The following is a 19,956-nucleotide window of genomic DNA, read 5'->3' as shown; positions in this document are numbered from 1 at the left end:
TCCTCTCAAAGGCTGCTTTTATGCAGCCTTCGTTGTGAAATTCTTGATCGATTCACGGGCGGACTGGCTCAGAGTCGTAAACTTCACGCCATACTTCACCGGCTCAACCGCCGTGCCGCTGTCCTTCACGTATTGTTTGCTGACGATCTGGCAGACCGCATTGAATGGCGGAACACCGTCGCCCGGCTGGAAATGCAGGAACAGACTTTGCCCCGGTTGCAGATTCGGAGTGTCGATCAGGACACCCGCCCCGCCGGCACTGATTTCCAGAGCCTGACCGCGGAAAACTGTTTTGTTGTTATGAACAATCAAAGACGCACCATAAGAGGCGCGCACATGACGACGGCGGAAGAAGATCTCAGCCACGTCAGCTTCCTTGGAGTCTTTCATCACACGGATGCTTTCTGCAGAGAAGTCTTCTACTTCGGCCACTCTTTTCCAGGAAGGAAGTTTCGAGTGCCAGATGTAGTCGTACTCGTACAACGCTTTTTCCTGCAGCATCTGGATCAACTCCAGTTGGCAGAACGGGCCGTAGTTATTGCCCTCTTTCAAGATAAACCATTCTTTGTCTTTCAGAGCGAGCTTGCTCAGCAAGGACGCCGGAGACGCCGAAGGTCGAGTCGCGGGCTTTTGAGCCAGTTTTGCAGAAAACTCCGGATGCTCCAGTAGCATCAGCCACTCACCCAGCGCTTCGTCATAGATGTAATCCGTCCACTGGTTCTCTTGGCTTTCGATCTTTTTTAAAACTGTCTCAAGATTGAACGGCCCGATATGAGTCCCATTGTTCGAAAGATAATACTGTTTTCCCATGCTCTCGATACTCCTGTTCCGCACTATTCGGCACAAACAGAAGATGACTTAACTGTAGGAAATTAGACAATTTGTTGGTAATTTGTTTGGGAATTTTCGTCGAAGTTCTCGACAATAAATAGAGTTAAAGGCTTCCTCACAGTTACCCGACAAGATTACTGCCAGTTAAGAAATCCGCATCTTAAACCGAATAGAGTTTATGGTATTCATACAGAAGAAAGAAATGAAAACACGAAAAAACATCCTGATCGTGGACAACAACTGTGAGCTTGAGCAACTGGTGAAAGAACCACTGCTGAAGCAGCTTGAAAACTCGGGGTTTTCCCCGGTGGTGGTCCGTGCAAAGGATGGCGCCGAAGCTGCGATCAAGTCCGAAAACCAAAAATTCGACGTCGTGCTGATTGATACCGAAGTGCCGCGCCTGATGGACGGTGGTTTCGTTTATGGTATCCATACTTATAAGAACACCCAGGATGCTGAGCTGATCGTGATCTCACAACGAGACTCATCGGAGCTGCCGGAAAGCCTGCAGTCTTCGAAGTTCTTTAAAAAACCGGTTTCTCCGAATGAGCTGATCAGCGCAATGATCTCTGTTCTGAATGCCCAACACCACGGTACGGGCGCCAAAGAACCGGCGACAGCAGCAGCGGCCTCAAAGTATGCCGTGGATGTGCGTGTGATCAATGCCGTCATCAAGGCCACCACTCATGTACTGGGCCAGTTTGGCTGCCCTTCTGTGAAAATGGAAAAAGCCGGCCCCAAGTCCCCACACGATCCAATGATGGGGGAAGTTTCCTCGGTTGTGGAGATCAAGTCCCAGGCCTTCCAAGGGCATCTGTGCATTTCATTTGATAAAGGCAGCTTCCTGGAAGTTGTGTCTTCGATGCTGATGGAAGAACAAACTGAATTGAACAAAGACAATCAGGATGCCGTCGGAGAGATCAATAACATTATCTTTGGTAACGCCAAGGCGGAAATCAGCTCCTATGGCGTGCAAATGACCGTGCCGAAAGTTCTTTTAGGCAGTGGCCAAAATGTGCCGTGCGCTCAAGGCTCCGCCGGGATGATGATTCCTTTTTCCACTGAAAAAGGAAAGTTCTACATCACCGTCGTCGCCCTGCCATTGGCCAAAGCCGCTTAGTCCATTCCAATCGCCCGCTTCCATTCCGGAGTGGGCTCGATCAGTTTTCTTTCTTTCATATCAAACAGACCAAACGTAAAGACCGCTTCGCTGGCAACACTGCCATCGTCCTTGATCATCTGCTGTTTCATCTGGGCGATCTTGCCTTTGTAACCCAGCATCTCCAAAGTGATCGTGATCGTTTCACGCAGCAAAACCTCGCGCTGGAATTTCAGATTCACTTCCAGAATCACCGGGCCCTGCTTTATTTTTTGAATGTCTTTAAAGCCGTAACCGCGACTGGTGATCGCTTCCCAGCGGGCTTCTTCAAACAATGCCAGATAAGTGGCATTGTTCATATGACCCAAAGAATCCACATGGTGCTCTTTAATAGTGACCTTATAATTATTCAAAACAGACATGAAAAGCTCCTTAAGACTATTTCAATGCTTCACGAACATAGGCTGATGCCTGATCCAGGGCCCATACCACCACTGCAATCACGACAATGATACAGCCCACTTCCCGCCACATCGCCTGCCCCTGGTACTGCACCAGCATCGTGCCGATACCGCCCCCACCGACCAGACCGATGATTGTCGCCATGCGCACGTTGATGTCCCAACGATAGACCGTAAATGAAATATAAGGCAAAAGCACCTGAGGAACAATCGCATACCAAATCGTTTGCAGTTTATTGGCCCCCGTGGATTCAATAGCTTCAATCGGGCCTTCTTCAACAGACTCAACCATCTCGGAATATTGTTTGGCCAGTGAAGCAATCGAATGAATCATCAATGCCAGCATGCCGGCAAAGGGACCAATCCCCACCCACACTGAAAATATAATCGCCCAGATCAAAGCTTCGATAGAGCGAGTGACATTCAGGAAAGTTCGCATGACAAAATAAACCACGCGCGCCCAGGGCCCCTGCATGATATTTTTGGCGCAGACAAAGCTGAGCAAAAAAGCCACCGGAATCGCCAGCGTGGTAGCCAGAAACGCCATAAAGATGGTTTCAATGATATTCAACACCGCTCGGGGCAAAACATCCCAGTTCGGGTCCAACAAGCCCTTGAACAATCGCACTGCACCCGCAAAACCATTCTGATCAAAAAGTTCTACAAACGAAAATTCAGTCTTGATCACGGCCACCGTCAGCGTGGCTAACAGTGATACCAGCAACTGCCAGCACCAGAACGTACGATACCAGGGGCGATCGTCTTCAACACCTTGATGAGATCCGAACAAGCTTGCGCCCAGCGTGACGATTTTATGCGATGAAAGCGCCAGACTGATTCCACACCCGACAACAAAGAACAACAACGCCAAGGCCGAAATCAGGCCCAACTGCAAAAGCTGCTCTTCGGAAGTAACAAACAAAGCTGCCGCCAGAAGGCACAGCAAAAACCCAAAGACGATGCCGTCAAATATCGTTCGGCGCAACATCCTGTGCTCCTTCCCCGTAAATACGACGGAACCATTCTTCGGTGATTTCTTCAGGCTTTCCGCGGAAGACGATCTCGCCGTCTTTGAGAGCCACCACCCGGGTGGCGTACTTTCTTACCAAAGACAAAAAATGCAGATTGGCGATCACGGTGATACCCATTTCCCGATTGATCTTGCGCAAATAGTCCATGACCACATGGCAAGTCGCCGGATCCAGGGAAGACACAGGCTCATCCGCCAAAAGCAATATCGGCTTTTGCATTAATGCTCTGGCAATGGCCACGCGCTGTTTTTGCCCGCCCGACAACTGATCCGCGCGCAGCGAGGCTTTTTCGGCGATACCCACCAGACGCAAGTTTTCTTTCGCCTCCAGTCGTTCGGCCCCGGAAAACACCCCCCACAGACTTTGCCAGGTGGATTTTGCCGCCAGTCGGCCCATCAGAACGTTCTTCAAAACACTTTGACGTGGGATCAAATTGAAGTGCTGAAAGATCATCGCCATCTTGCTGCGCACACTGCGAACCTTCGCGGCATCTTGCAGCTGCCCAATTTCCTGCCCGGAAAAATAGATGCTCCCGGAAGTCGGTTCCTGCAGACGGTTCAGACATCGCAACAACGTGGACTTGCCGGACCCACTCAGACCGATCACCACCAGAAATTCCCCGGGGTGAACTTCCAGATTGATATTTTTCAGCGCCTGCACCCCGTTGGGATAGGTTTTGGACAGGTTTTCAACGCGCAACAGGGCCTCGCTCACGATCACTTCCCTTCCGGGGCCAGCGTCGACAGCATCTCGCGAACGCTGTCATAATCACTGTCGGTGGATTTTTTCAAATTGGTTGCCCCCAACATCAAGTCCAGGGACTTTTGCCCTTCAGGAGTGGCGGCAAATTGCAAAAGCGTGTCGACAATCTTTTCTTTCATTTCTTCCGGCATGTCTTTGCGGAAGACGATCGGATCATTCGGGATGGGTTCGGATAATTCGATGATCTTCACTTTTTGTTCGACATCAGGATACTGGGTTTTCACCAGACGGCGGGCGTCTTCAAGCTGCCCATTTTGTGGAGGGCTGTAATAAGTCGCACCGGCATCCACCTGCCCCTGATAGATCATGGTCACAACTGAATCATGCTTCATCGCAAAGACGGTTTCTTTGGGTTCGATCTTGCGGTCCTTCAGTGTTTTCAACGGCAGCAGATAACCCGAGGTCGACGCAGGATCCACAAAAGCCACTTTCTTTCCCTGCAGGTCTTTCAGTGTTTTGATTTTTCCATCCGCCCGGGCCAGAAACTGTGACTGGTAAGTCGCTGACCCATAACGAATGACTGTCAGCCGAGCCTCGACACCGTACTGCTTGTGCGCCAGATAATATCCATAGGTGTTGATAGCTGCGACATCCGCCCTCTTGGTGCCGAAAGATTCCACCACCGCCACAAAGTTCTGAGGGATGGTGATTTGAAATTTATAAGGTGTGTTCTTTTCCAGATAATCCTTCAGAATCTGCGAATTGTCGGTCAGAACTTTGGCATCAACGGCAGGGACCAAATGAAACTTGATCGGGTTTTCGACCGTCCCCAAAACATCTTTCTTCAGATGACATCCACCCAATACAACAGGTCCACACAGAACCATGCCAAGAAGAAGTTTCTTCATGCTGTTTGCCTCCCAAAATCATTATAGAAAACCCCCAAGCACGGGCAAGAAAAGTCTTTGATTTCACTGGACTTGTATGGCTAGATGGCCCCTATGCTGGAACAGATTCTTGTTAATATTCAGGACCTCACAAAACAGGGCAAAACCAGCCTTGCAGTCTTCGACCTCGACTCCACTTTATTTGATGTCAGCCCCCGCCTTGAAAGAATCCTTCTGGATTTCGCGGCCTCGCCATTGAATCAAAAGAAATTCCCTGAACAAGTGGCGTTGCTAAAGAACATCAAGACCCTCAGAACTGACTGGGGCATCGTTGGTGCCCTGACCCGTGCCGGACTGGACGGTCACCATCCTGAGTTCCAGGAGGCTGTGAAAGCCTACTGGCAGAAAAGTTTTTTCTCGAATCACTATCTGCAGTTTGATGCCCCTTATGAAGGTGCCGTGGAATTTGTGAATGCAGTTTCAGATGCCGGCGCCCATGTTGTGTATCTGACCGGCCGGGATGTGGAACGCATGGGGGGAAGCTCGGGCGAAGTGATCGCTCAGTGGGGCTTCCCGCTGAACAAAACAGCTGAACTGGTTTTGAAACCTCACCGCAGTATGGATGATGCCAAGTTCAAGACTGACTGGTTCCTGGATGCGGAAAGAAAAAGTTACGAGGCGATTTACTTCTTTGAAAATGAACCGGTGAATCTGCATCTGCTGGCCCAGCACTGTCCCAAAGTACAGATGATCTTCTTTGAAAGCACTCATGCCGGAAAGGCGGAGCCGCCTGAAAATCTTCCGCGTATCATGAATTTTCTGCTGAATCAGAAGGAGTCCTGATGCTTTACGTGGTGGCCACCCCCATTGGCGATGTCAGTGAAATTTCCCTGCGCGCCCTTGAAATCCTGAAAAACTGCGACGTGGTGATTTGCGAAAGCACGAAAGAAGCGTCAAAGCTTCTGCGTGCCCATGGCATTACGGGTAAGTCCTACGAAGTTCTGGATGAGCATTCCACCCCTGAAGACAAAGCCGCGCTGGTTCCGCTGTGTGCGGAAAAGACCGTGGCTCTGGTTTCTGACTGTGGAACGCCAGGGTTCTGCGATCCGGGTGCGGATCTGGTGCGCCTGTGCCGCCAGAAAAACGTACCGGTAAAATCCGTGTTGGGCGCCTCCGCCCTGATGGGATTGCTGTCTTTAAGCGGTCAGCGCATTGATGAGTTCGTGTTTCGCGGCTTCTTGCCGGCTGAAAACGAAGCTCGTGCGCGTGCTTTAAAAGATCTGACCAAAGAAAAGCGCGCCATCATTCTGATGGACACTCCTTACCGCCTGAAAAAAACCCTGAACGACATGAAAGAGCATTTTGCTCAACGTCGCTTCCTGCTGACCATGAATCTGTCCCAGGAAGAAGAGATCGTTCTGGAGGGCTCAATCGACAAACTGATCGGCGGCCTGAAAGCCGACAAGGCAGAATTCATGCTGCTGGTGTATCCGGTCTGATTGATGAGTCAGGAACTGCTGCTTCCCATTGACAGTTTCGTCCCCGAGATTCAGAGCCTTCTGAAAAATGGCCAGAATCTTGTCATCACGGCAGCGCCGGGTGCCGGTAAGACCACCCGTCTGCCTCCGGCCCTGCTGCAGGTAACTTCCAAAAAAGTCATCGTGCTGGAACCGCGCCGTATGGCAGCCATCGCTGCTGCCCACCGGATCGCCGAAGAACAAGGCTGGCAGGTCGGTGAAGAGATCGGCTATCAAGTTCGCTTTGCCAATAAAACTTCGAATAAGACGCGTTTGGTTTTTATGACCGAAGCACTGCTGGCGCGCCAGATGATCGACGACCCGGAACTATCCGAAGTCGAACTGGTGATTCTGGATGAATTCCATGAACGCTCCATGCACGTGGATCTGGCTTTGGGACTTTTGCGTGAATTGCAGGAGCTGGGCCGTGATATCAAAATACTGGTGATGTCCGCGACCCTGGAAGCCGAAAAAATCGCCAGCTATCTGGGCGACTGCCCGATTGTCAGTGTGCCGGGAAAATTGTTTGAGCTGGACGTGCGCTATCAAAAGGGATCTCAGCAACTGCAAACCTTTCCGCAGTTCTTTGATGCCGTCGCGCAAACTGTGAAAGATGCCCAACTGCAAACCCGTCACGACATTCTGGTGTTCTTGCCGGGCGTGGGCGAAATTGACCGCGCCAAAGATGCTTTGCAAAGCTGGGCTGACAGCAAAAACATCGAGCTGGTCCCGCTGCATGGGTCCTTGAATCTGGAAGACCAGCGACGCGCCTTGAAAAAGACCTCACAGCAACGGGTGATCCTTTCCACCAATATTGCGGAATCCTCGGTCACCATTGACGGCGTAAACACGGTTATCGATTCCGGCCTTGCCAAAAACATGAAGCAGGATCACCGCACCGGGTTTTCCCGCCTGGAGCTGGGACGTATCAGTCTGTCCAGCGCCATTCAGCGTTCCGGCCGGGCCGCCCGTCAATTCCCGGGTGTCGCATATCGCATGTGGAATAAAATGGATGAGCTGTCCTTCGGTAAAAGCGAAGTGGCTGAAATCCAGCGCGTGGACCTGACAGAAAGTTTGTTGTTCTTAAGTGCTCAAGGTGTCACTGATTTTGATTCTTTCAGCTGGTTTGAAAAACCTCAGAAAGTGGCCATTGAAAACGCCCTTCGATACCTGCGCATTTCCGGCGCCGTGGACGACAACAACAAAATCACAGCTTTGGGTCGCAAGATCCTGCACTTCCCACTGCCCGTGCGTCTGGCAAAGCTGATGCTGGTGGGAATGGATCTGGGCGCCATTGAATTGGCGTCAGAGATGGCCGCCTTGCTGCAAGAGCGTGACATCCTCAGACGTGAATCCGTCGCTTCCTTCCTGGGTGACAATCTGGAATGCGACCTGAGTGCGCGCCTGGAGGTTTTGCATCAGTTCCGCCAAAACAAAAAGGCCCCTGCAGGCAGTGCCTATTTCTCTTTGCAAACTGTGGATCAGGCGGCTCGCCAGATTCAGGAACTGGCGAAGCGTCTGCAAAAGTCCTCGGACACCCCGACAGCAGCTCTTAAGAAAGACCAGCAGCTGGCACTGACGAAGAAAATCCTGCTGACGGCTTATGCTGATCGCCTGTGCCGCCGACGCGGAAAGACCGAACGCGCCCTGATGGTCGGCGGTCGCGGTGTGAAGCTGCAAAATGAAACTCTGGTGAAAAATTCTGAATTCTTTGCCGCTCTGAATGGCGTAGAAGGCAGTTCCGACGCGGAAACCATGGTCAGCCTTGCCTGCGGTGCTGAAAAAGATTTTGTCTTGGATCTTTTCCGCAATGACATTGTGAAAACCCGCGATGTGTCCTTTGTCGAAGAAAAAGGTCAGTTCTTCACCCGCGAATACCGATCCCTGTACGGTCTGCCCCTGGAAGAACCTTCACTGAGCCCCGCCTCCGCAACCGAAGTTTCTGAAAAGCTGCCGCAGATTCTGGCCGACAAATTTGATCTGGTTTTAAAAACCAACGAAGCCCTGTCACACTGGTGGGAACGCCTGCAGTTCCTGCAACAGCAAGAGGATCTGAATCTTGATATCGAAAAGCTGAAGGTCGAAGCCTTCACGCAAGCCTGCATGGGCGAAAGCAAAATGCAGGCGGTGATGGAAAAAGATCTTTGTTTCTTCTTTGAAAGTGTTCTGCCACCGGAAACCGCAAACACCCTGCGCCGGGAAATCCCCGACCGTATTGAAGTTCCCAGCGGCAGCAAGATCCGTGTGATTTATCCTTCCGACAAACCACCGTATCTGGAAGTGCGCATTCAGGAAGTCTTCGGCCTGATGCAGACACCGAAGGTCTACAAACAGACGATTCCGATCACCCTGCATTTGCTGGGACCAAATTTTCGTCCAGTGCAGGTGACTTCAAATCTGGAAAGTTTCTGGAAGAATGGTTACCCGGAAGTGCGCAAAGAACTGCGTATCAAGTATCCGAAGCACCAATGGCCCGAAGACCCGGCCGACGGAATCCCCGAAGCCAAAGGCCGCCGCCGCCACTAAAAGGTACCTGCTGGGGCACCCTCCACAGGAGGGCCCACCCCAGTTTTGCATAAGCTATGCATCACTCTTGAAGTATGGTCTTCACGTAAGCTTGAATCTTGGGCGAAAGATAGTCCTTCGCTGTGGGATCGAAGATGTAATAAGAGATGATTTCGGCAAAGGATTCGTGCGTATTTGTCATGGAATACACAGTAGGAAATCCATACTGAATTCCCAGCTCGCGGTCTTGAGCATAAGCCAGAGCACTTTGTTTGTTTCCAACCAATGCCAGAATATTTTTAAAGTCCAACTGCGACTGATGATAGTCCACGCCACCAATCACATGGTTCTTGCCGTCCCAATGCCAGCCGACGCTGTCATAGAATTCCTGCGAGGTTGAGATATGCCCCAGAGCCACATCAAAGACATGCACCAGCTCATGAAAGACATTGATCTGCTTGCGATCCACTTTCGCATGAGGGTCCATGAAAGATGTGCCGGTAAAAAACGAGTCTGAAAAACCAATCACGTTGGTGACCGGATTCACCCACAACAAAGCCTTGTCCCTGCTGCGTACGAACTCGGCGCGACGTTTGGAAATATTGTTGTACCAGGTGGCACCGTACCCCACGCGGTGGATTTTTGTGATGCCCTTGGTTTTGATCACTTCCAGCAGATAAGACAGGCGCGGATCATTGATGTTGGCCAGGTACTCCCCGACGATTCGTTTTTCAGCCTCTGTCCAGGGTTTAAAATCCACAGCCTCGCAGAAAGAATGATGCGGAAACTTGTCGTTACAGGTGAACTGATCCTCAAAGGTCATGACATCCAGAGCACTTTGAGGACGGGCTTGAGCCTGAGCCACAGAAAGACAGGTGACCAACCCCAGGACAAGGGACAAAAATGGGCGAAACAGGGGCATGCGGCCTCCAATATAGGAACTCTGAACCATCTAAAACGATTCTAATATTGATGGGAGCAATGGCGATGCCATCGGAGCCTGGATGGCTTGGATTTTGGGCAAAAAAAAAGGCCTCTTTCGAGGCCCTTTACTTAGTGAACTTTAGCTTCTGCAGGAATGCCCTCACAGGCACAGGTGCCTTGCATTTCAGCCTGCTCTTCTTCCTTGGCTTCAACTTGCGCCAGGAAAGAAGCACAGCGGAAGGACAGATCGAACAGAGTGTCCACGTCGATCACGAACTTCTCATCCCCGAATTTTACGGAGACCCAGTTTTCAGCTACTTCTTCGAAAGCAATTTGCTCTGCTTCGATGAATTTAGTCGTTTTCATTAGCCCCTCATTGAGTAGTAACCGATGACCAAACCCGGCTCGAACGCGAACGGAACCGCTTCAAGATTTGGTTCATCAGTCAAACGGCCTTGCTCTTTACCCGCAACATCTTCTTTAGCCATGAATGATGGCAAAGGCAGACGTGGAGCTTGTTTCGCAGCCATGTAAACCTGATTTTGGTAAGCTTCATCTTTCAAAGCGATCTTGTCGCCCACTTTGATGATTTGCGAACCGATGTTCACTTTCTTGCCGTTCACAAGAACTTTACCGTGAGAAACCAACTGTCTTGCCGCAGGAATGCTGCTGGCGAAGCCCAGGCGGAATACCACGTTGTCCAGGCGTTTTTCCAGCAAGTTCACCAAAGCTTCAACCCAGTTGGTGGCTTTGGATTTTTTGGCTTTATTGATCAAACGACGGAACTGCTCCTCGCGCAGACCATAGTGGAATCTCAGCTTTTGTTTTTCCTCAAGTTGCAAAGCGAATTCAGAGTACTTTCGGCGTTGCAAGCCGTGCTGACCTGGAGGATATGGGCGTCTTTCAAGAGCGCCCGCCTTCCCCATACCGGGAAGTTCGGTCAAAAGTCTTCTCTGTCTTTTAAAACGTGGCGTTTTACCTTGTCTGTTCATAGATTATTTCATCCTTCAATGTCGTCAGACGATTTAAAAGCACCCTGAGTGAAAGAACAGCATTTCGTTGAAAACAAGCATGAATGAAAACGTGAGGAAAGCGGATTGAAAAGAAGATGAGATTGAAAACGAACTGAAGTACCAACTGAAAATGAAAAAAAAAGCCCCCGAAATGGGAGCTTAAAAAAAGCCGGTCAAAAAGGTTCAGCCGCTTATTCGGATGGGCCTTGTTCACCGGCTGTGGCGGTTGGGCTTACCAACCGCTCAGTCGTCTGCGACTTCTTCTCTTACGTACCGGAGCAACAGTACCGTTGCTTTCCTGGTGCGGAGTCGAAGTTGGCACCGTCTGGATTTGTTCTGTCTGCTTCATAGCCGAACTCCTTTCGCCTAGATTAAGATCACCCTTAGTATCTCAGAAACGCACGGCGGCAAGCGAACCATTTAATATGAAGCTTGAGTCATGAAAACCGGATGAGAATATCTTGGAGCTCAAAACAGACCACGGACCACCCACAAGGGCCCGATCAGAAGATACTGTAAGTCTTTGAAAAAAGATGGCTTTTTCCCTTCAAGGTGGTGTCCATAAAACTGTCCCGCCCATGCAGAAACGAAGATCAGGACCAACGGCCAGATCGGTGACACCCACAGACTTAGTACGTAAACCAAAGCATAACTCAGAACCAATTGGCCCAACATTACCAGGAAAACCCGGGGCCCCAGAGTCATGTACCAGCCCAAAGCCACTGCAATCAGCAACTCACCCAGCTTAATCGGCCCCAGCTCAACCGGGATTTGCAGAAGCATTCCCACGATAGAAAAGAAAATCAGAGGCACACATATCTTGTGCAGGCGCTGGTTGACGGGATGCTGGTGACTTTCACTGTATTCAGCGAACCAATGCTCCAGCGACTTCATATCACTTCACCGTCGCCACAGGTCCAACCACCGTGGCACCTGCAGGCACCTCACGGATCACAACAGCGTTTGCGCCGACAAGAGCACCATCACCAATGGTGATCGGCCCCAGGATCTTGGCGCCTGTTCCGATCAGCACTTTGTTGCCAACCGTTGGGTGCCGTTTCACCGGATCAAACTTCAGTCCCCCCAAAGTCACACCGTGGAAGATGATGCAGTCATCACCGATCACCGCAGTCTCACCAATCACCACACCAAAACCATGATCAATCACCAGACGTTTTCCCAATGTGGCGCCGGGATGAATTTCAATTCCGGTCAGCCAACGGGAAATCTCAGCCACCAAACGGGCCAGGAAGAACAATTTCACACTATAAAGTTCATGAGCAATTCGATGCAAAGCCACGGCCTTCGGGCCCGGATAAAGCAAAGCAATCTCCCACAGGGATTTTGCCGCCGGGTCGTAGTTCTTATAAGTTCGCAGGAATTCCAAAATGCCGCTAATCATCGTGCTTCTTTTCTAGTATTTCTCGTTCATATCATCGAGCAGGAAATAGCGATCAAACAGTTCGCTATAGCGGGACCACTTTTCACCGGAACCGCGCTCATTATCCATCAGGGTCTTCACGGTAGCGACCTTGCTGTCGAAATCATCCACCATGGCCACCACCATCGCCTCCAGGAATTTCGGACGCTTGGGCGATCCGTATTCCAGTTTGCCATGATGACTTAAGATAATGTGCTTGCAGATGTCACGCAGTTCTTCGGAAAAACCCAGGATACGTGAGGACTTCTTGTCTATCAGCTCACACGCGATCTGCATGTGCCCAATCAGACGACCACGATCCGTGTAGGAAATTCCATTGTCATACGACAGCTCCCACACCTTGCCGATGTCGTGGAAAATCGCACCGAACAAAAGTAAATCGCGATTCAGGAATGGATAATGCGTACCCATAAAATCCATGATTTTACAGATGGAAAGAATATGCTCCAGCAATCCACCCATCCACGCGTGGTGAATGCTTTTAGCCGCCGGCGCACGAAGGACCATCGGGCGGATCTCGGGATCTTCCAAGGTGTCCGTCACCAACTGGCGCAGATAATCGTTTTTCATTGAACGCACCAACTGGGTCAGTTCAGCCATCATGTCTTCAGCATTGCGGGCTGTGGCCGGAATAAAATCCGCCATATCCACCATTGAGGCCTCAACGCGTTCCAATCGATGCACGATCAGCTGCTTGCGATGCTGAAAGATCTGAACCAGACCTTTCACTCTTAGAATGTCGCCGATTTCAAATTCACGGGCCAGCTCATCCACGCGGTCCCACAGACGAGCGTCGATAGTGCCCGTAGCATCACCCAACTGCAGCCCCATAAAAGGACGGCCGTTTTTACCAACGGAAACATTCTTTTCCTTCACCAGGAAAAGAGCGTCGACATTGCTTTTATCCTGAAGACTTTGGACAGTTTGTTTTTCCATCAGCGCTCCTCGCAGAAGAATTGGGGCTGTTGAGAGTTGGTGAAGCGAACCTGGGCCAGATGTACATCCGCCCCTTTTTCCGCCGCGAACAGGAAGCTTCCCCCCAGCACACTCAAGTATCTGTCTTGCGTGCTGTTGACCTTCAGTCCTTCGGCCTTCATTTTTTTGAAGAATTCATCGGTGATATCAAAGTACTGATTGCAGCCGGCCCCGAAGATCTCGCTGCCAAGCCGACGCTTACGCGCCTTGCTTAAGAACAAAACCCTCTTACCGGTGGCATCGGTAAATTCCGGGAACTCAAAGCCGACATAGAAAGTGCCACGGCGATCGGTGATAAAACGCGAAAGATCAATCGTGCCCCCACCGCGCGGCAGCTGGATCTTGATGGCTTCGCCTTCAACCACACCGGCGTTCTTTTCAACCAGATAAACCGTCAATTCAGAAAAGATCAGGTTTTTACCCAGAGCAACCCCATGGGCGTCGGCTGCAGGCTTGAACTCTAATAGGTCCCAGGCTTTGGTGGGAATTTTGACTTCTTCAGGAACATCCTCGAACTTGATTTCCTGGTATTCAGACACGTGGTAACCGGGCTCCTTGGTACAGGCACCCAGCAAAAGAAACATCCAGATGCTTGCGGCCTGGACGGAACGTTTCATCACTCAGACTCCAGTTGATCCCTCAACTCCAGAAGTGGCAGATAGTTTGGCTCGGCCTGCAAACCAGCGCGTACGTAGTCGTAAGCCATAGGACGGTTGTTGCTCTTCACCATGACCCAAGCCAAACCGTACAAAGTTGGAGCACTTCGTTTGTCAGTGCTATAGATATGAGTATAAGCCGTCTGGGCGCAATTCACATCCTGCGTGATAATGCAGATGTCACCCATCAATAGATTTTTCACAGAAATCTGGGACAGCTCCGGCATTTTCAGGATTCCCAAAGCTTCCGGCAGACGGCCCACTTTGGAAAGATAACTGGCCTGAGTCACCAGAACATACGGATCTTTCGGAGCTTCAGCCAAAGCCTCTTGCAGAACTTTGGAGGCATCCGAGTCACGATTGACTTCCATCAAACAGACCGAGCGCAGGGCTTTCAATTCAGCATGCGGAGATTGTTTTTTAAAGGCTTCTGCGCAGTACTTTTCCAGATAATCCCACTGCGTGAAACGCCATTCCACCTGCAACGGATGGATATAGTTGCGGGCCTGCCCCGGCATCTCTGCCAGGAACTGCACAACGGCACGGTTCACTCCGTCCACGTCCCCCATCAGACTTTGTGCATACACCAGGAACAACAAAAGCTCCTGACGAAGATATCCGGTCTTTTGGATATTGGCCTTGATATCACCCACCAGTTGATTCAGGAAGTTGGGATCATTGACGGTTTTTGCGTATTCCACGGACGCCATGGCTTTACCAAACAGCGCCAGCACAGAACCCGGATTTTTGCGATAGATGGCATCGAAGTCGCGCATCGCTTCGCCGTAGTTACCTTTTTTAAGCTGGATGATCGCCAGATTCAAAAGAGCAGAAATATTAAACGGCTCATGCCCGATGGCTTTTTGCAAAGTGTCTTCAGCCTGCTTCAGATCCCCGTCCATCATATAGGACACGGCGATCCCCAGATAGGCATCGACGATTTCGCTGCGGCTGCGGTTTTCCTGAACCAGAGCTCTTTCCAGAATGCGACGGCCCATCAGACTTTGACGGTCCTCGGAAATCAGCACAGTGGCCATCTGCACCTGTGCTTCGGCATCAGGTTCTTTCAGTTTGGAAGCACGCTGATAGGATTCCAGGGATCTTTCGTACAAGCCCAGGGACTTGTAACGCAAAGCCTGGCTCATCAGTTCTTCATAGCCCAGGGATTTGTTTTTATCTTTCTGGGAAAGTGTGACGAAGACCACACCAGCCACGGCCACCGCCGCCGCCAGGATTCCCCAGCGCATAAGATTGGATTTTTCACGGATTTTCCCCTGCAATCGGGTATCGCCCGTGGCGCCATAACTTTTTGCCGCTGTCGCAGCCACCGCCGTGCGGTTGGCCGGAGTCTGCACCACCGGAGTCACATCTTTGATGTCGCGAATCGGTGGCGGAGTCAGATCCAGATGCGGCACCGGTGTCGGTGTCAGGTCATCGGTCACTGGCAAAACATCAGTCCTTGTCATCGTGTGATGAGCAATGGACTGGGTCATGGTCTGTTCAGAGTGGGAGTCCTGCTCTTCACGGATGTTTTTGACGATATCCATGAACAGCTTATTTTCACGGATGTAGCTCCAGCGGCCTTCCGGCTGACGAACTTCATCAATGATGGAAACCTGTTTAGAACGCAATTGTTCGGTGACTTCTGCCAGAGTGAATGGGCCCAGAATCCTTGTGGAGGATTTAACCAACCAGTTCTTTTCTGTGCTGCTCATCACGTTGTCACCGCTCATAGGTTAAAAAGGTGCCTTGGTTAGAAGAAGTTTAAGATCGTCGTTCGTCAGGAACAAACCCGCACCCAGATAGCTGGAACGTGCACCCTGTTGATCGAAGGCATCGTTGATACCACCAGTAATAAAGATACCGCGATACAAGTTATACGTCAGACTGCTGCGCACGTTGGTTTCGCTGAACTGGAAGGCTTCAGCTGTGAACTTCAACTTACGACGGAAGAAGTAGTAATCGATACCGAAACCACCGTTGTTTTCGATCAGGCCCCCTTTAAGAGTCAGATCCCAGAAGTTCTTTGCAAACAAAACCGTGAACTTGATCTTGTTGCTGTAAGTTTTCTTTTCAGTATAGGAACCTGGTCCCACATCACCCGCGCCCGGGCCAGTGACTTCAGTTTTGGTCGTTTCAACCACACCGGCAGGGTCATCCACCACACCAATATAGTAATAACGATCCAGACCCGGCTGGATCTGCACACCAATATAAGACTTGGTCGCGCCAACTTCGTTCAGGTATTCCCCGCGGAACTCAAACGCTGTTTGGATACGGTTCGCAGAATCAAGCATTCCACCCAGACCATCGATCGCCGAAGTCAGGTTTTCGGAAGTCTGCTCGTCGCTGATAAGTTTACCCAAGGCGCCTTCACCCTTGTTGATACGGGTGGTGATGTCATCCAGGTTTTTGACCGTGTTGGAAAGCTTCTTCCAGGTCTCTTTCAGGCCGGAATCGCTTTTGTCGTTCATGACTTCCTGAAGGTTCGCGGTGATGCCGTGAATGTCATCCACGATATCGCCGATCTTATCCTTGTTCTCGGTCGTCATCTGCGCCAGATCACCGGTCAGTGTCTCGATATTTTTAACGATACGGCCCAGAACGTGGGCACGGGTGCCATCCTCAGAAGTCGCTTCTTTCAGATTCTTCGCCACTTCTTTCAGGGAGCTTGCCACATCAGAAACCTGAGCCATCAGGTTTTCCATGCCCGCCCCGTCTTTAATAGACAGGATCTGAGCATTATCTTCCAACGGAGGATCGGTCGGTGAACCCGGGTAAACTTCGATGTGCTTGTCACCCAAAATACCCTGGGCTTTGATTTCCACAGAAGCGGAAGTCGTCAGCGGCACTTCAGATTTAATAGTAATATCGATGCGGGCCATGCCGTCCTGCAGACGGATATCCTTAATAACACCCACCGGGATACCGGCGGATCGAACGGCGGAGTTTTTAACCAGACCGCCAGCGTTGGGAAGAAGGAACCAGGCTTTTTTGGAACGACCAAGATAAGATGGATCGTCGCTGACCTGCATAGACATGACCGCGATGAGTGAACCCACCACAATCACCATTAATCCGACTTTAAATTCTGCAGCGCGAAGCCAATTCATTGATGTTTCATTCCTTTATTCACAAACTTCTTCACCAGTTCGATGTCCGTGTTGAAGAAGTCCTCTGGAGTACCAAATAACAAAACCCGGCCACTATCCAACATCGCGATGTGGTCGGCAATCCTAAACGCAGCGGACAAATCATGTGATACCATGATAGAAGTCACACCCTGTTTTAACTTATGGGTACTCAGGATCAAATTATCCACCATTTCTGTCAGAATGGGATCTAAACCCGTGGTCGGCTCGTCATAGATCAGAATTTCTGGATCTAGGGCGAGAGCTCGCGCCAGACCCGTTCTCTTCTGCATACCACCACTGATTTGACTCGGAAGCTTGTGGTAATGTTTGGACTCCAAACCTACTTGATGCAGCTTCTCTTCAGCTATACGAAGGACTTGGGCCGGCTTCAATTCACGTCGGTGTTCAAACAACGGAAAGCAGACATTTTCCAACACCGTCATATCGTCAAACAAAGCGGCGGACTGAAACAGCACCCCGAAGTTACAGCGAAACTTTGTCAGTTGATCCGGATTCAGCGTTGAAAGATCCGTCCCCAACACCTCAATGGTCCCGGAGGTGGGTTTGAACAAGCCCAGCAAATGCTTCAGCATCACACTTTTTCCGGTTCCGGAAAAGCCGATGATCGCTGTCAGACTGCCTTTGGGAATCTCCAGGTTGATACCTTTCAAAACGAACTCATGCCCGCCATCAAAGGACTTTTTCACATCACGAAGTGAAATTGCTGATTCATTCGCCATTATGTAATCCCCACAAGACTGTAGAACAGACGGATCATGTTGGTTGCAAAGTAATCCAGAATGATGATGCCGACCATGCTTTGCACGACGCCCTGATTGGTGGCTTCACCCACCCCTTTTGCTCCGCCCGTGGTGTTAAATCCGCGGTAGGTGCACATCAACGCAAAGTAAATACCGAAGACCATGCCCTTCAAAAGCCCCTCGTTGATATGACGGATTTCAATAAAGTCGGCGATCTTTTGCCAGAACACCGCTTCATCCAAACCAACCATTTTCACACACAGGAACCAGCTTCCCAGCATGGCTACAAAGTCAAAAACCGCCACCAGAAGTGGCATACAGATAAAGGCCGCCACCAGACGCGGCGACACCAGATATTGCTTGGTGTTCACACCCATCACATCCAGGGCATCGATCTGCTCGTTCACACGCATGGTGCCCAGGCGGGCTGCCATCGCACCACCTGCTCGGGCCGCCACAATCAAACCCGTCAATACCGGACCCAATTCACGAGTGATACCCAACGCCACCGTCGGACCCACCATATTCACGGCATTGAACAGCTTAAAACCCAGATACAATTGCAGGGACAGCGCAAGACCCGTGAAACCACCCGTCAGACAAATGATACCGATGGACTGGTTTCCGATAAACTCCATGTGTCGGATGATTTCAGCAAATCGCGACGGTTTGGCAAAAATCAGGCGCACACTTTCATTGAAGAAAAGGATGATTTTTCCCGTCGAGGAAACCAGATCCGAAATAGTACCCATAAAGTACCTTCCGAGTCCGGAAATCAATTTATAAAGCTTTTGCGACAGGGTCATCGTTGGCCTCTGCTTTCCTCAAACACAAATCCGACATCCAGGCCGGAGTAAATACGTGGCACGCGCTCGCCCACACTTGTCAGCATTTCCCAGGTGATGCTTTTGGCCTGAACCGCCAGCTCTTCCGGGGACAGGAAACTGCCATCGGAAGCAAATCCGAACAAGGTCACTTCCTGATCCTTAAAGTCTTTCAGATCTTTACCGCGCACCACTTCCGTCACATCCAGCATCAGATAATCCATGCAGATGCTTCCGACAAGGGGAACTCTTTTGCCTGCAAAAACCACAGAGGACTGGTTGGATAAAATACGATGGTAACCATCCGCATATCCAATGGGGACCACAGCAATGACAGAATCCTGCTTGGCCGTCCAGGTGCCGCCGTAAGAAACAGTTTCACCTATGTGAAGCTGTCTGTAGGTGGCCACATGAGATTTCAAACTCATCACCGGTTTTAGGCCCCCGAAGTTGTTCTGACCCAATGGATTGTAACCATAGATCATCAGCCCCGGGCGCAGACCCCAGTTTTGCATGAACAGCGGATGATCCGCCGGCGTGCTTCCCGCGTCTTTCATCTGCAGGGCACTCATGATCCCGGCCGAGTTCAAAGCATGGCAGAAAATATTAAAAGGCTTAAACACCGTGCTGACCCGATTCAGATCACGCAACTGGCGGGCACTGATACCTTGAGAATCCGTGGCATCTTCGCCGTTAAACAGATGAGTCACCAGGGCTTTCAATCGGATCTTCTTGTTCTGCCACAGACGATCGAAAAGCTTTTGCGCTTCTTCAGGACGGAATCCCAGTCGATTCATGCCGGTGTCAAACTTCAGGTGAATCCCCACTGGGTCCGAGGCCACGGCCTCCAGATGATCAATCTGCTCCCAGGAACTCACCACCGGTGTCATGTTGTATTCGATGATTTTTTCTGCCCCTTCGCGATCAAAACCGCGGAAGACCAGAATTTCAGCATTCACACCGGAACGACGAAGCAGCAGACCTTCTTCAATCAGACATACACCCAGGTGTTTGATGCCCAGACTTTCCAGGAAACGCGCCAACTGTACATCGCCGTGACCATAGGCATTGGCCTTGACCATGGGACACAGAAAAGGGGCTTGCGGAAAGGCCTTCTGCAGCACTTGGATATTGTGCTTCAGATGATCCAGATTAATTTCCGCAAACGTGCGACGGTACATTTCCATTCTTAGTC

The 19,956-nt window shown here is 50.7% G+C and carries 21 protein-coding genes; 4 read left to right on the top strand and 17 right to left on the bottom strand.

Features of this window, described 5'->3' with window-relative positions; translation table 11 throughout:
* Positions 1–18 precede the first annotated feature (18 nt).
* Complete coding sequence (locus ACNQKP_RS07810) at positions 19–810, bottom strand: GYF domain-containing protein (RefSeq protein WP_048349779.1); 792 nt, start codon at positions 808–810, stop codon at positions 19–21.
* Between the two features lie 223 nt (positions 811–1,033).
* On the opposite strand from ACNQKP_RS07810, the gene ACNQKP_RS07805 reads away from it, so the two are divergent.
* The gene (locus ACNQKP_RS07805; protein ID WP_417863947.1) at positions 1,034–1,951 is read left to right on the top strand and encodes a chemotaxis protein CheX; all 918 of its coding nucleotides are present in this window, start codon (positions 1,034–1,036) and stop codon (positions 1,949–1,951) included.
* Here the strand turns inward: ACNQKP_RS07805 and ACNQKP_RS07800 are convergent.
* The 4 genes from ACNQKP_RS07800 to phnD are packed head-to-tail and all read right to left on the bottom strand — an operon-like array spanning position 1,948 to position 5,032.
* Positions 1,948–2,352, bottom strand: a complete 405-nt coding sequence (locus ACNQKP_RS07800) for an acyl-CoA thioesterase (RefSeq protein WP_038448301.1) — start codon at positions 2,350–2,352, stop codon at positions 1,948–1,950. The genes ACNQKP_RS07805 and ACNQKP_RS07800 overlap by 4 nt on opposite strands.
* 16 nt (positions 2,353–2,368) lie before the next feature.
* Positions 2,369–3,379: a phosphonate ABC transporter, permease protein PhnE gene (gene phnE, locus ACNQKP_RS07795; RefSeq protein WP_417863945.1), complete on the bottom strand. Its 1,011-nt coding sequence runs from the start codon at positions 3,377–3,379 to the stop codon at positions 2,369–2,371.
* The gene (gene phnC / locus ACNQKP_RS07790) at positions 3,357–4,142 is read right to left on the bottom strand and encodes a phosphonate ABC transporter ATP-binding protein (RefSeq protein WP_417863943.1); all 786 of its coding nucleotides are present in this window, start codon (positions 4,140–4,142) and stop codon (positions 3,357–3,359) included. The genes phnE and phnC overlap by 23 nt, the downstream gene beginning before the upstream one ends.
* Positions 4,139–5,032, bottom strand: a complete 894-nt coding sequence (phnD, locus tag ACNQKP_RS07785; protein ID WP_417863941.1) for a phosphate/phosphite/phosphonate ABC transporter substrate-binding protein — start codon at positions 5,030–5,032, stop codon at positions 4,139–4,141. The genes phnC and phnD overlap by 4 nt, the downstream gene beginning before the upstream one ends.
* Before the next feature lie 93 nt (positions 5,033–5,125).
* Here phnD and ACNQKP_RS07780 point away from each other — a divergent pair, with 93 nt between their 5' ends.
* Genes ACNQKP_RS07780 through hrpB form a run of 3 tightly spaced genes read left to right on the top strand, consistent with a single transcriptional unit; the run spans position 5,126 to position 9,054 of the window.
* Positions 5,126–5,854 carry an HAD family hydrolase gene (locus tag ACNQKP_RS07780; RefSeq protein WP_417863940.1) on the top strand — a complete coding sequence of 243 codons (729 nt, stop codon included), beginning with the start codon at positions 5,126–5,128 and terminating at the stop codon, positions 5,852–5,854.
* Positions 5,854–6,510 carry a 16S rRNA (cytidine(1402)-2'-O)-methyltransferase gene (gene rsmI, locus ACNQKP_RS07775; protein WP_417863938.1) on the top strand — a complete coding sequence of 219 codons (657 nt, stop codon included), beginning with the start codon at positions 5,854–5,856 and terminating at the stop codon, positions 6,508–6,510. Before ACNQKP_RS07780 ends, rsmI begins: the two co-directional genes overlap by 1 nt.
* Before the next feature lie 3 nt (positions 6,511–6,513).
* Complete coding sequence (gene hrpB / locus ACNQKP_RS07770) at positions 6,514–9,054, top strand: ATP-dependent helicase HrpB (RefSeq protein WP_417863936.1); 2,541 nt, start codon at positions 6,514–6,516, stop codon at positions 9,052–9,054.
* Positions 9,055–9,115: 61 nt separating this feature from the next.
* Here the strand turns inward: hrpB and ACNQKP_RS07765 are convergent, their stop codons facing one another.
* The 12 genes from ACNQKP_RS07765 to alr form a co-directional block, all read right to left on the bottom strand.
* Entirely contained in the window at positions 9,116–9,955 is an 840-nt protein-coding gene (locus ACNQKP_RS07765; RefSeq protein WP_417863934.1) for a hypothetical protein, read from the bottom strand.
* A gap of 131 nt (positions 9,956–10,086) precedes the next feature.
* Complete coding sequence (locus tag ACNQKP_RS07760; RefSeq protein WP_015092134.1) at positions 10,087–10,323, bottom strand: hypothetical protein; 237 nt, start codon at positions 10,321–10,323, stop codon at positions 10,087–10,089.
* The gene (rpsD, locus tag ACNQKP_RS07755) at positions 10,323–10,949 is read right to left on the bottom strand and encodes a 30S ribosomal protein S4 (protein WP_374027527.1); all 627 of its coding nucleotides are present in this window, start codon (positions 10,947–10,949) and stop codon (positions 10,323–10,325) included. Before rpsD ends, ACNQKP_RS07760 begins: the two co-directional genes overlap by 1 nt.
* 489 nt (positions 10,950–11,438) lie before the next feature.
* Entirely contained in the window at positions 11,439–11,864 is a 426-nt protein-coding gene (locus ACNQKP_RS07750) for a DUF962 domain-containing protein (protein ID WP_417863932.1), read from the bottom strand.
* Between the two features lies 1 nt (position 11,865).
* Positions 11,866–12,372, bottom strand: coding sequence for a serine O-acetyltransferase (gene cysE / locus ACNQKP_RS07745; protein WP_417863930.1), 507 nt, complete (start codon positions 12,370–12,372; stop codon positions 11,866–11,868).
* A 12-nt stretch (positions 12,373–12,384) separates the two neighbouring features.
* Positions 12,385–13,347 (bottom strand): 3'-5' exoribonuclease YhaM family protein, encoded by a 963-nt coding sequence (locus ACNQKP_RS07740; RefSeq protein ID WP_417863928.1) that lies wholly within the window; start codon positions 13,345–13,347, stop codon positions 12,385–12,387.
* Positions 13,347–14,003 (bottom strand): hypothetical protein, encoded by a 657-nt coding sequence (locus ACNQKP_RS07735; RefSeq protein ID WP_417863927.1) that lies wholly within the window; start codon positions 14,001–14,003, stop codon positions 13,347–13,349. Before ACNQKP_RS07735 ends, ACNQKP_RS07740 begins: the two co-directional genes overlap by 1 nt.
* Complete coding sequence (locus tag ACNQKP_RS07730) at positions 14,003–15,775, bottom strand: tetratricopeptide repeat protein (RefSeq protein WP_417863924.1); 1,773 nt, start codon at positions 15,773–15,775, stop codon at positions 14,003–14,005. Before ACNQKP_RS07730 ends, ACNQKP_RS07735 begins: the two co-directional genes overlap by 1 nt.
* 3 nt (positions 15,776–15,778) lie before the next feature.
* Positions 15,779–17,155: an MlaD family protein gene (locus tag ACNQKP_RS07725; protein ID WP_011165484.1), complete on the bottom strand. Its 1,377-nt coding sequence runs from the start codon at positions 17,153–17,155 to the stop codon at positions 15,779–15,781.
* Positions 17,152–17,916, bottom strand: coding sequence for an ABC transporter ATP-binding protein (locus ACNQKP_RS07720; RefSeq protein ID WP_011165485.1), 765 nt, complete (start codon positions 17,914–17,916; stop codon positions 17,152–17,154). The genes ACNQKP_RS07725 and ACNQKP_RS07720 overlap by 4 nt, the downstream gene beginning before the upstream one ends.
* On the bottom strand, positions 17,916–18,689 hold the full coding sequence (locus ACNQKP_RS07715; RefSeq protein ID WP_417863922.1) for an MlaE family ABC transporter permease: 774 nt from the start codon (positions 18,687–18,689) through the stop codon (positions 17,916–17,918). The genes ACNQKP_RS07720 and ACNQKP_RS07715 overlap by 1 nt, the downstream gene beginning before the upstream one ends.
* 50 nt (positions 18,690–18,739) lie before the next feature.
* The gene (gene alr / locus ACNQKP_RS07710) at positions 18,740–19,948 is read right to left on the bottom strand and encodes an alanine racemase (RefSeq protein WP_417863921.1); all 1,209 of its coding nucleotides are present in this window, start codon (positions 19,946–19,948) and stop codon (positions 18,740–18,742) included.
* Between the last annotated feature and the right edge of the window lie 8 nt (positions 19,949–19,956).

Source organism: Bdellovibrio bacteriovorus (genome assembly GCF_048286975.1).
Lineage (GTDB): Bacteria > Bdellovibrionota > Bdellovibrionia > Bdellovibrionales > Bdellovibrionaceae > Bdellovibrio > Bdellovibrio bacteriovorus_H.
Note: the sequence above shows the minus strand (reverse complement) of the source record. Positions and strands in the feature narration are given on the sequence as shown.

Excerpts from the sequence above, each read along its gene's own strand:
- ACNQKP_RS07725 (WP_011165484.1), bottom strand. The coding sequence starts at position 17,155 with ATGAATTGGCTTCGCGCTGCAGAATTTAAAGTCGGATTAATGGTGATT.
- ACNQKP_RS07740 (WP_417863928.1), bottom strand. The coding sequence starts at position 13,347 with ATGGAAAAACAAACTGTCCAAAGTCTTCAGGATAAAAGCAATGTCGAC.
- rpsD (WP_374027527.1), bottom strand. The coding sequence starts at position 10,949 with ATGAACAGACAAGGTAAAACGCCACGTTTTAAAAGACAGAGAAGACTT.
- phnD (WP_417863941.1), bottom strand. The coding sequence starts at position 5,032 with ATGAAGAAACTTCTTCTTGGCATGGTTCTGTGTGGACCTGTTGTATTG.
- ACNQKP_RS07730 (WP_417863924.1), bottom strand. The coding sequence starts at position 15,775 with ATGAGCGGTGACAACGTGATGAGCAGCACAGAAAAGAACTGGTTGGTT.
- alr (WP_417863921.1), bottom strand. The coding sequence starts at position 19,948 with ATGGAAATGTACCGTCGCACGTTTGCGGAAATTAATCTGGATCATCTG.
- ACNQKP_RS07800 (WP_038448301.1), bottom strand. The coding sequence starts at position 2,352 with ATGTCTGTTTTGAATAATTATAAGGTCACTATTAAAGAGCACCATGTG.
- rsmI (WP_417863938.1), top strand. The coding sequence starts at position 5,854 with ATGCTTTACGTGGTGGCCACCCCCATTGGCGATGTCAGTGAAATTTCC.
- hrpB (WP_417863936.1), top strand. The coding sequence starts at position 6,514 with ATGAGTCAGGAACTGCTGCTTCCCATTGACAGTTTCGTCCCCGAGATT.
- ACNQKP_RS07805 (WP_417863947.1), top strand. The coding sequence starts at position 1,034 with ATGAAAACACGAAAAAACATCCTGATCGTGGACAACAACTGTGAGCTT.
- ACNQKP_RS07715 (WP_417863922.1), bottom strand. The coding sequence starts at position 18,689 with ATGGGTACTATTTCGGATCTGGTTTCCTCGACGGGAAAAATCATCCTT.
- ACNQKP_RS07810 (WP_048349779.1), bottom strand. The coding sequence starts at position 810 with ATGGGAAAACAGTATTATCTTTCGAACAATGGGACTCATATCGGGCCG.
- ACNQKP_RS07765 (WP_417863934.1), bottom strand. The coding sequence starts at position 9,955 with ATGCCCCTGTTTCGCCCATTTTTGTCCCTTGTCCTGGGGTTGGTCACC.
- phnE (WP_417863945.1), bottom strand. The coding sequence starts at position 3,379 with ATGTTGCGCCGAACGATATTTGACGGCATCGTCTTTGGGTTTTTGCTG.
- ACNQKP_RS07750 (WP_417863932.1), bottom strand. The coding sequence starts at position 11,864 with ATGAAGTCGCTGGAGCATTGGTTCGCTGAATACAGTGAAAGTCACCAG.
- cysE (WP_417863930.1), bottom strand. The coding sequence starts at position 12,372 with ATGATTAGCGGCATTTTGGAATTCCTGCGAACTTATAAGAACTACGAC.
- ACNQKP_RS07760 (WP_015092134.1), bottom strand. The coding sequence starts at position 10,323 with ATGAAAACGACTAAATTCATCGAAGCAGAGCAAATTGCTTTCGAAGAA.
- ACNQKP_RS07780 (WP_417863940.1), top strand. The coding sequence starts at position 5,126 with ATGCTGGAACAGATTCTTGTTAATATTCAGGACCTCACAAAACAGGGC.
- ACNQKP_RS07735 (WP_417863927.1), bottom strand. The coding sequence starts at position 14,003 with ATGAAACGTTCCGTCCAGGCCGCAAGCATCTGGATGTTTCTTTTGCTG.
- ACNQKP_RS07720 (WP_011165485.1), bottom strand. The coding sequence starts at position 17,916 with ATGGCGAATGAATCAGCAATTTCACTTCGTGATGTGAAAAAGTCCTTT.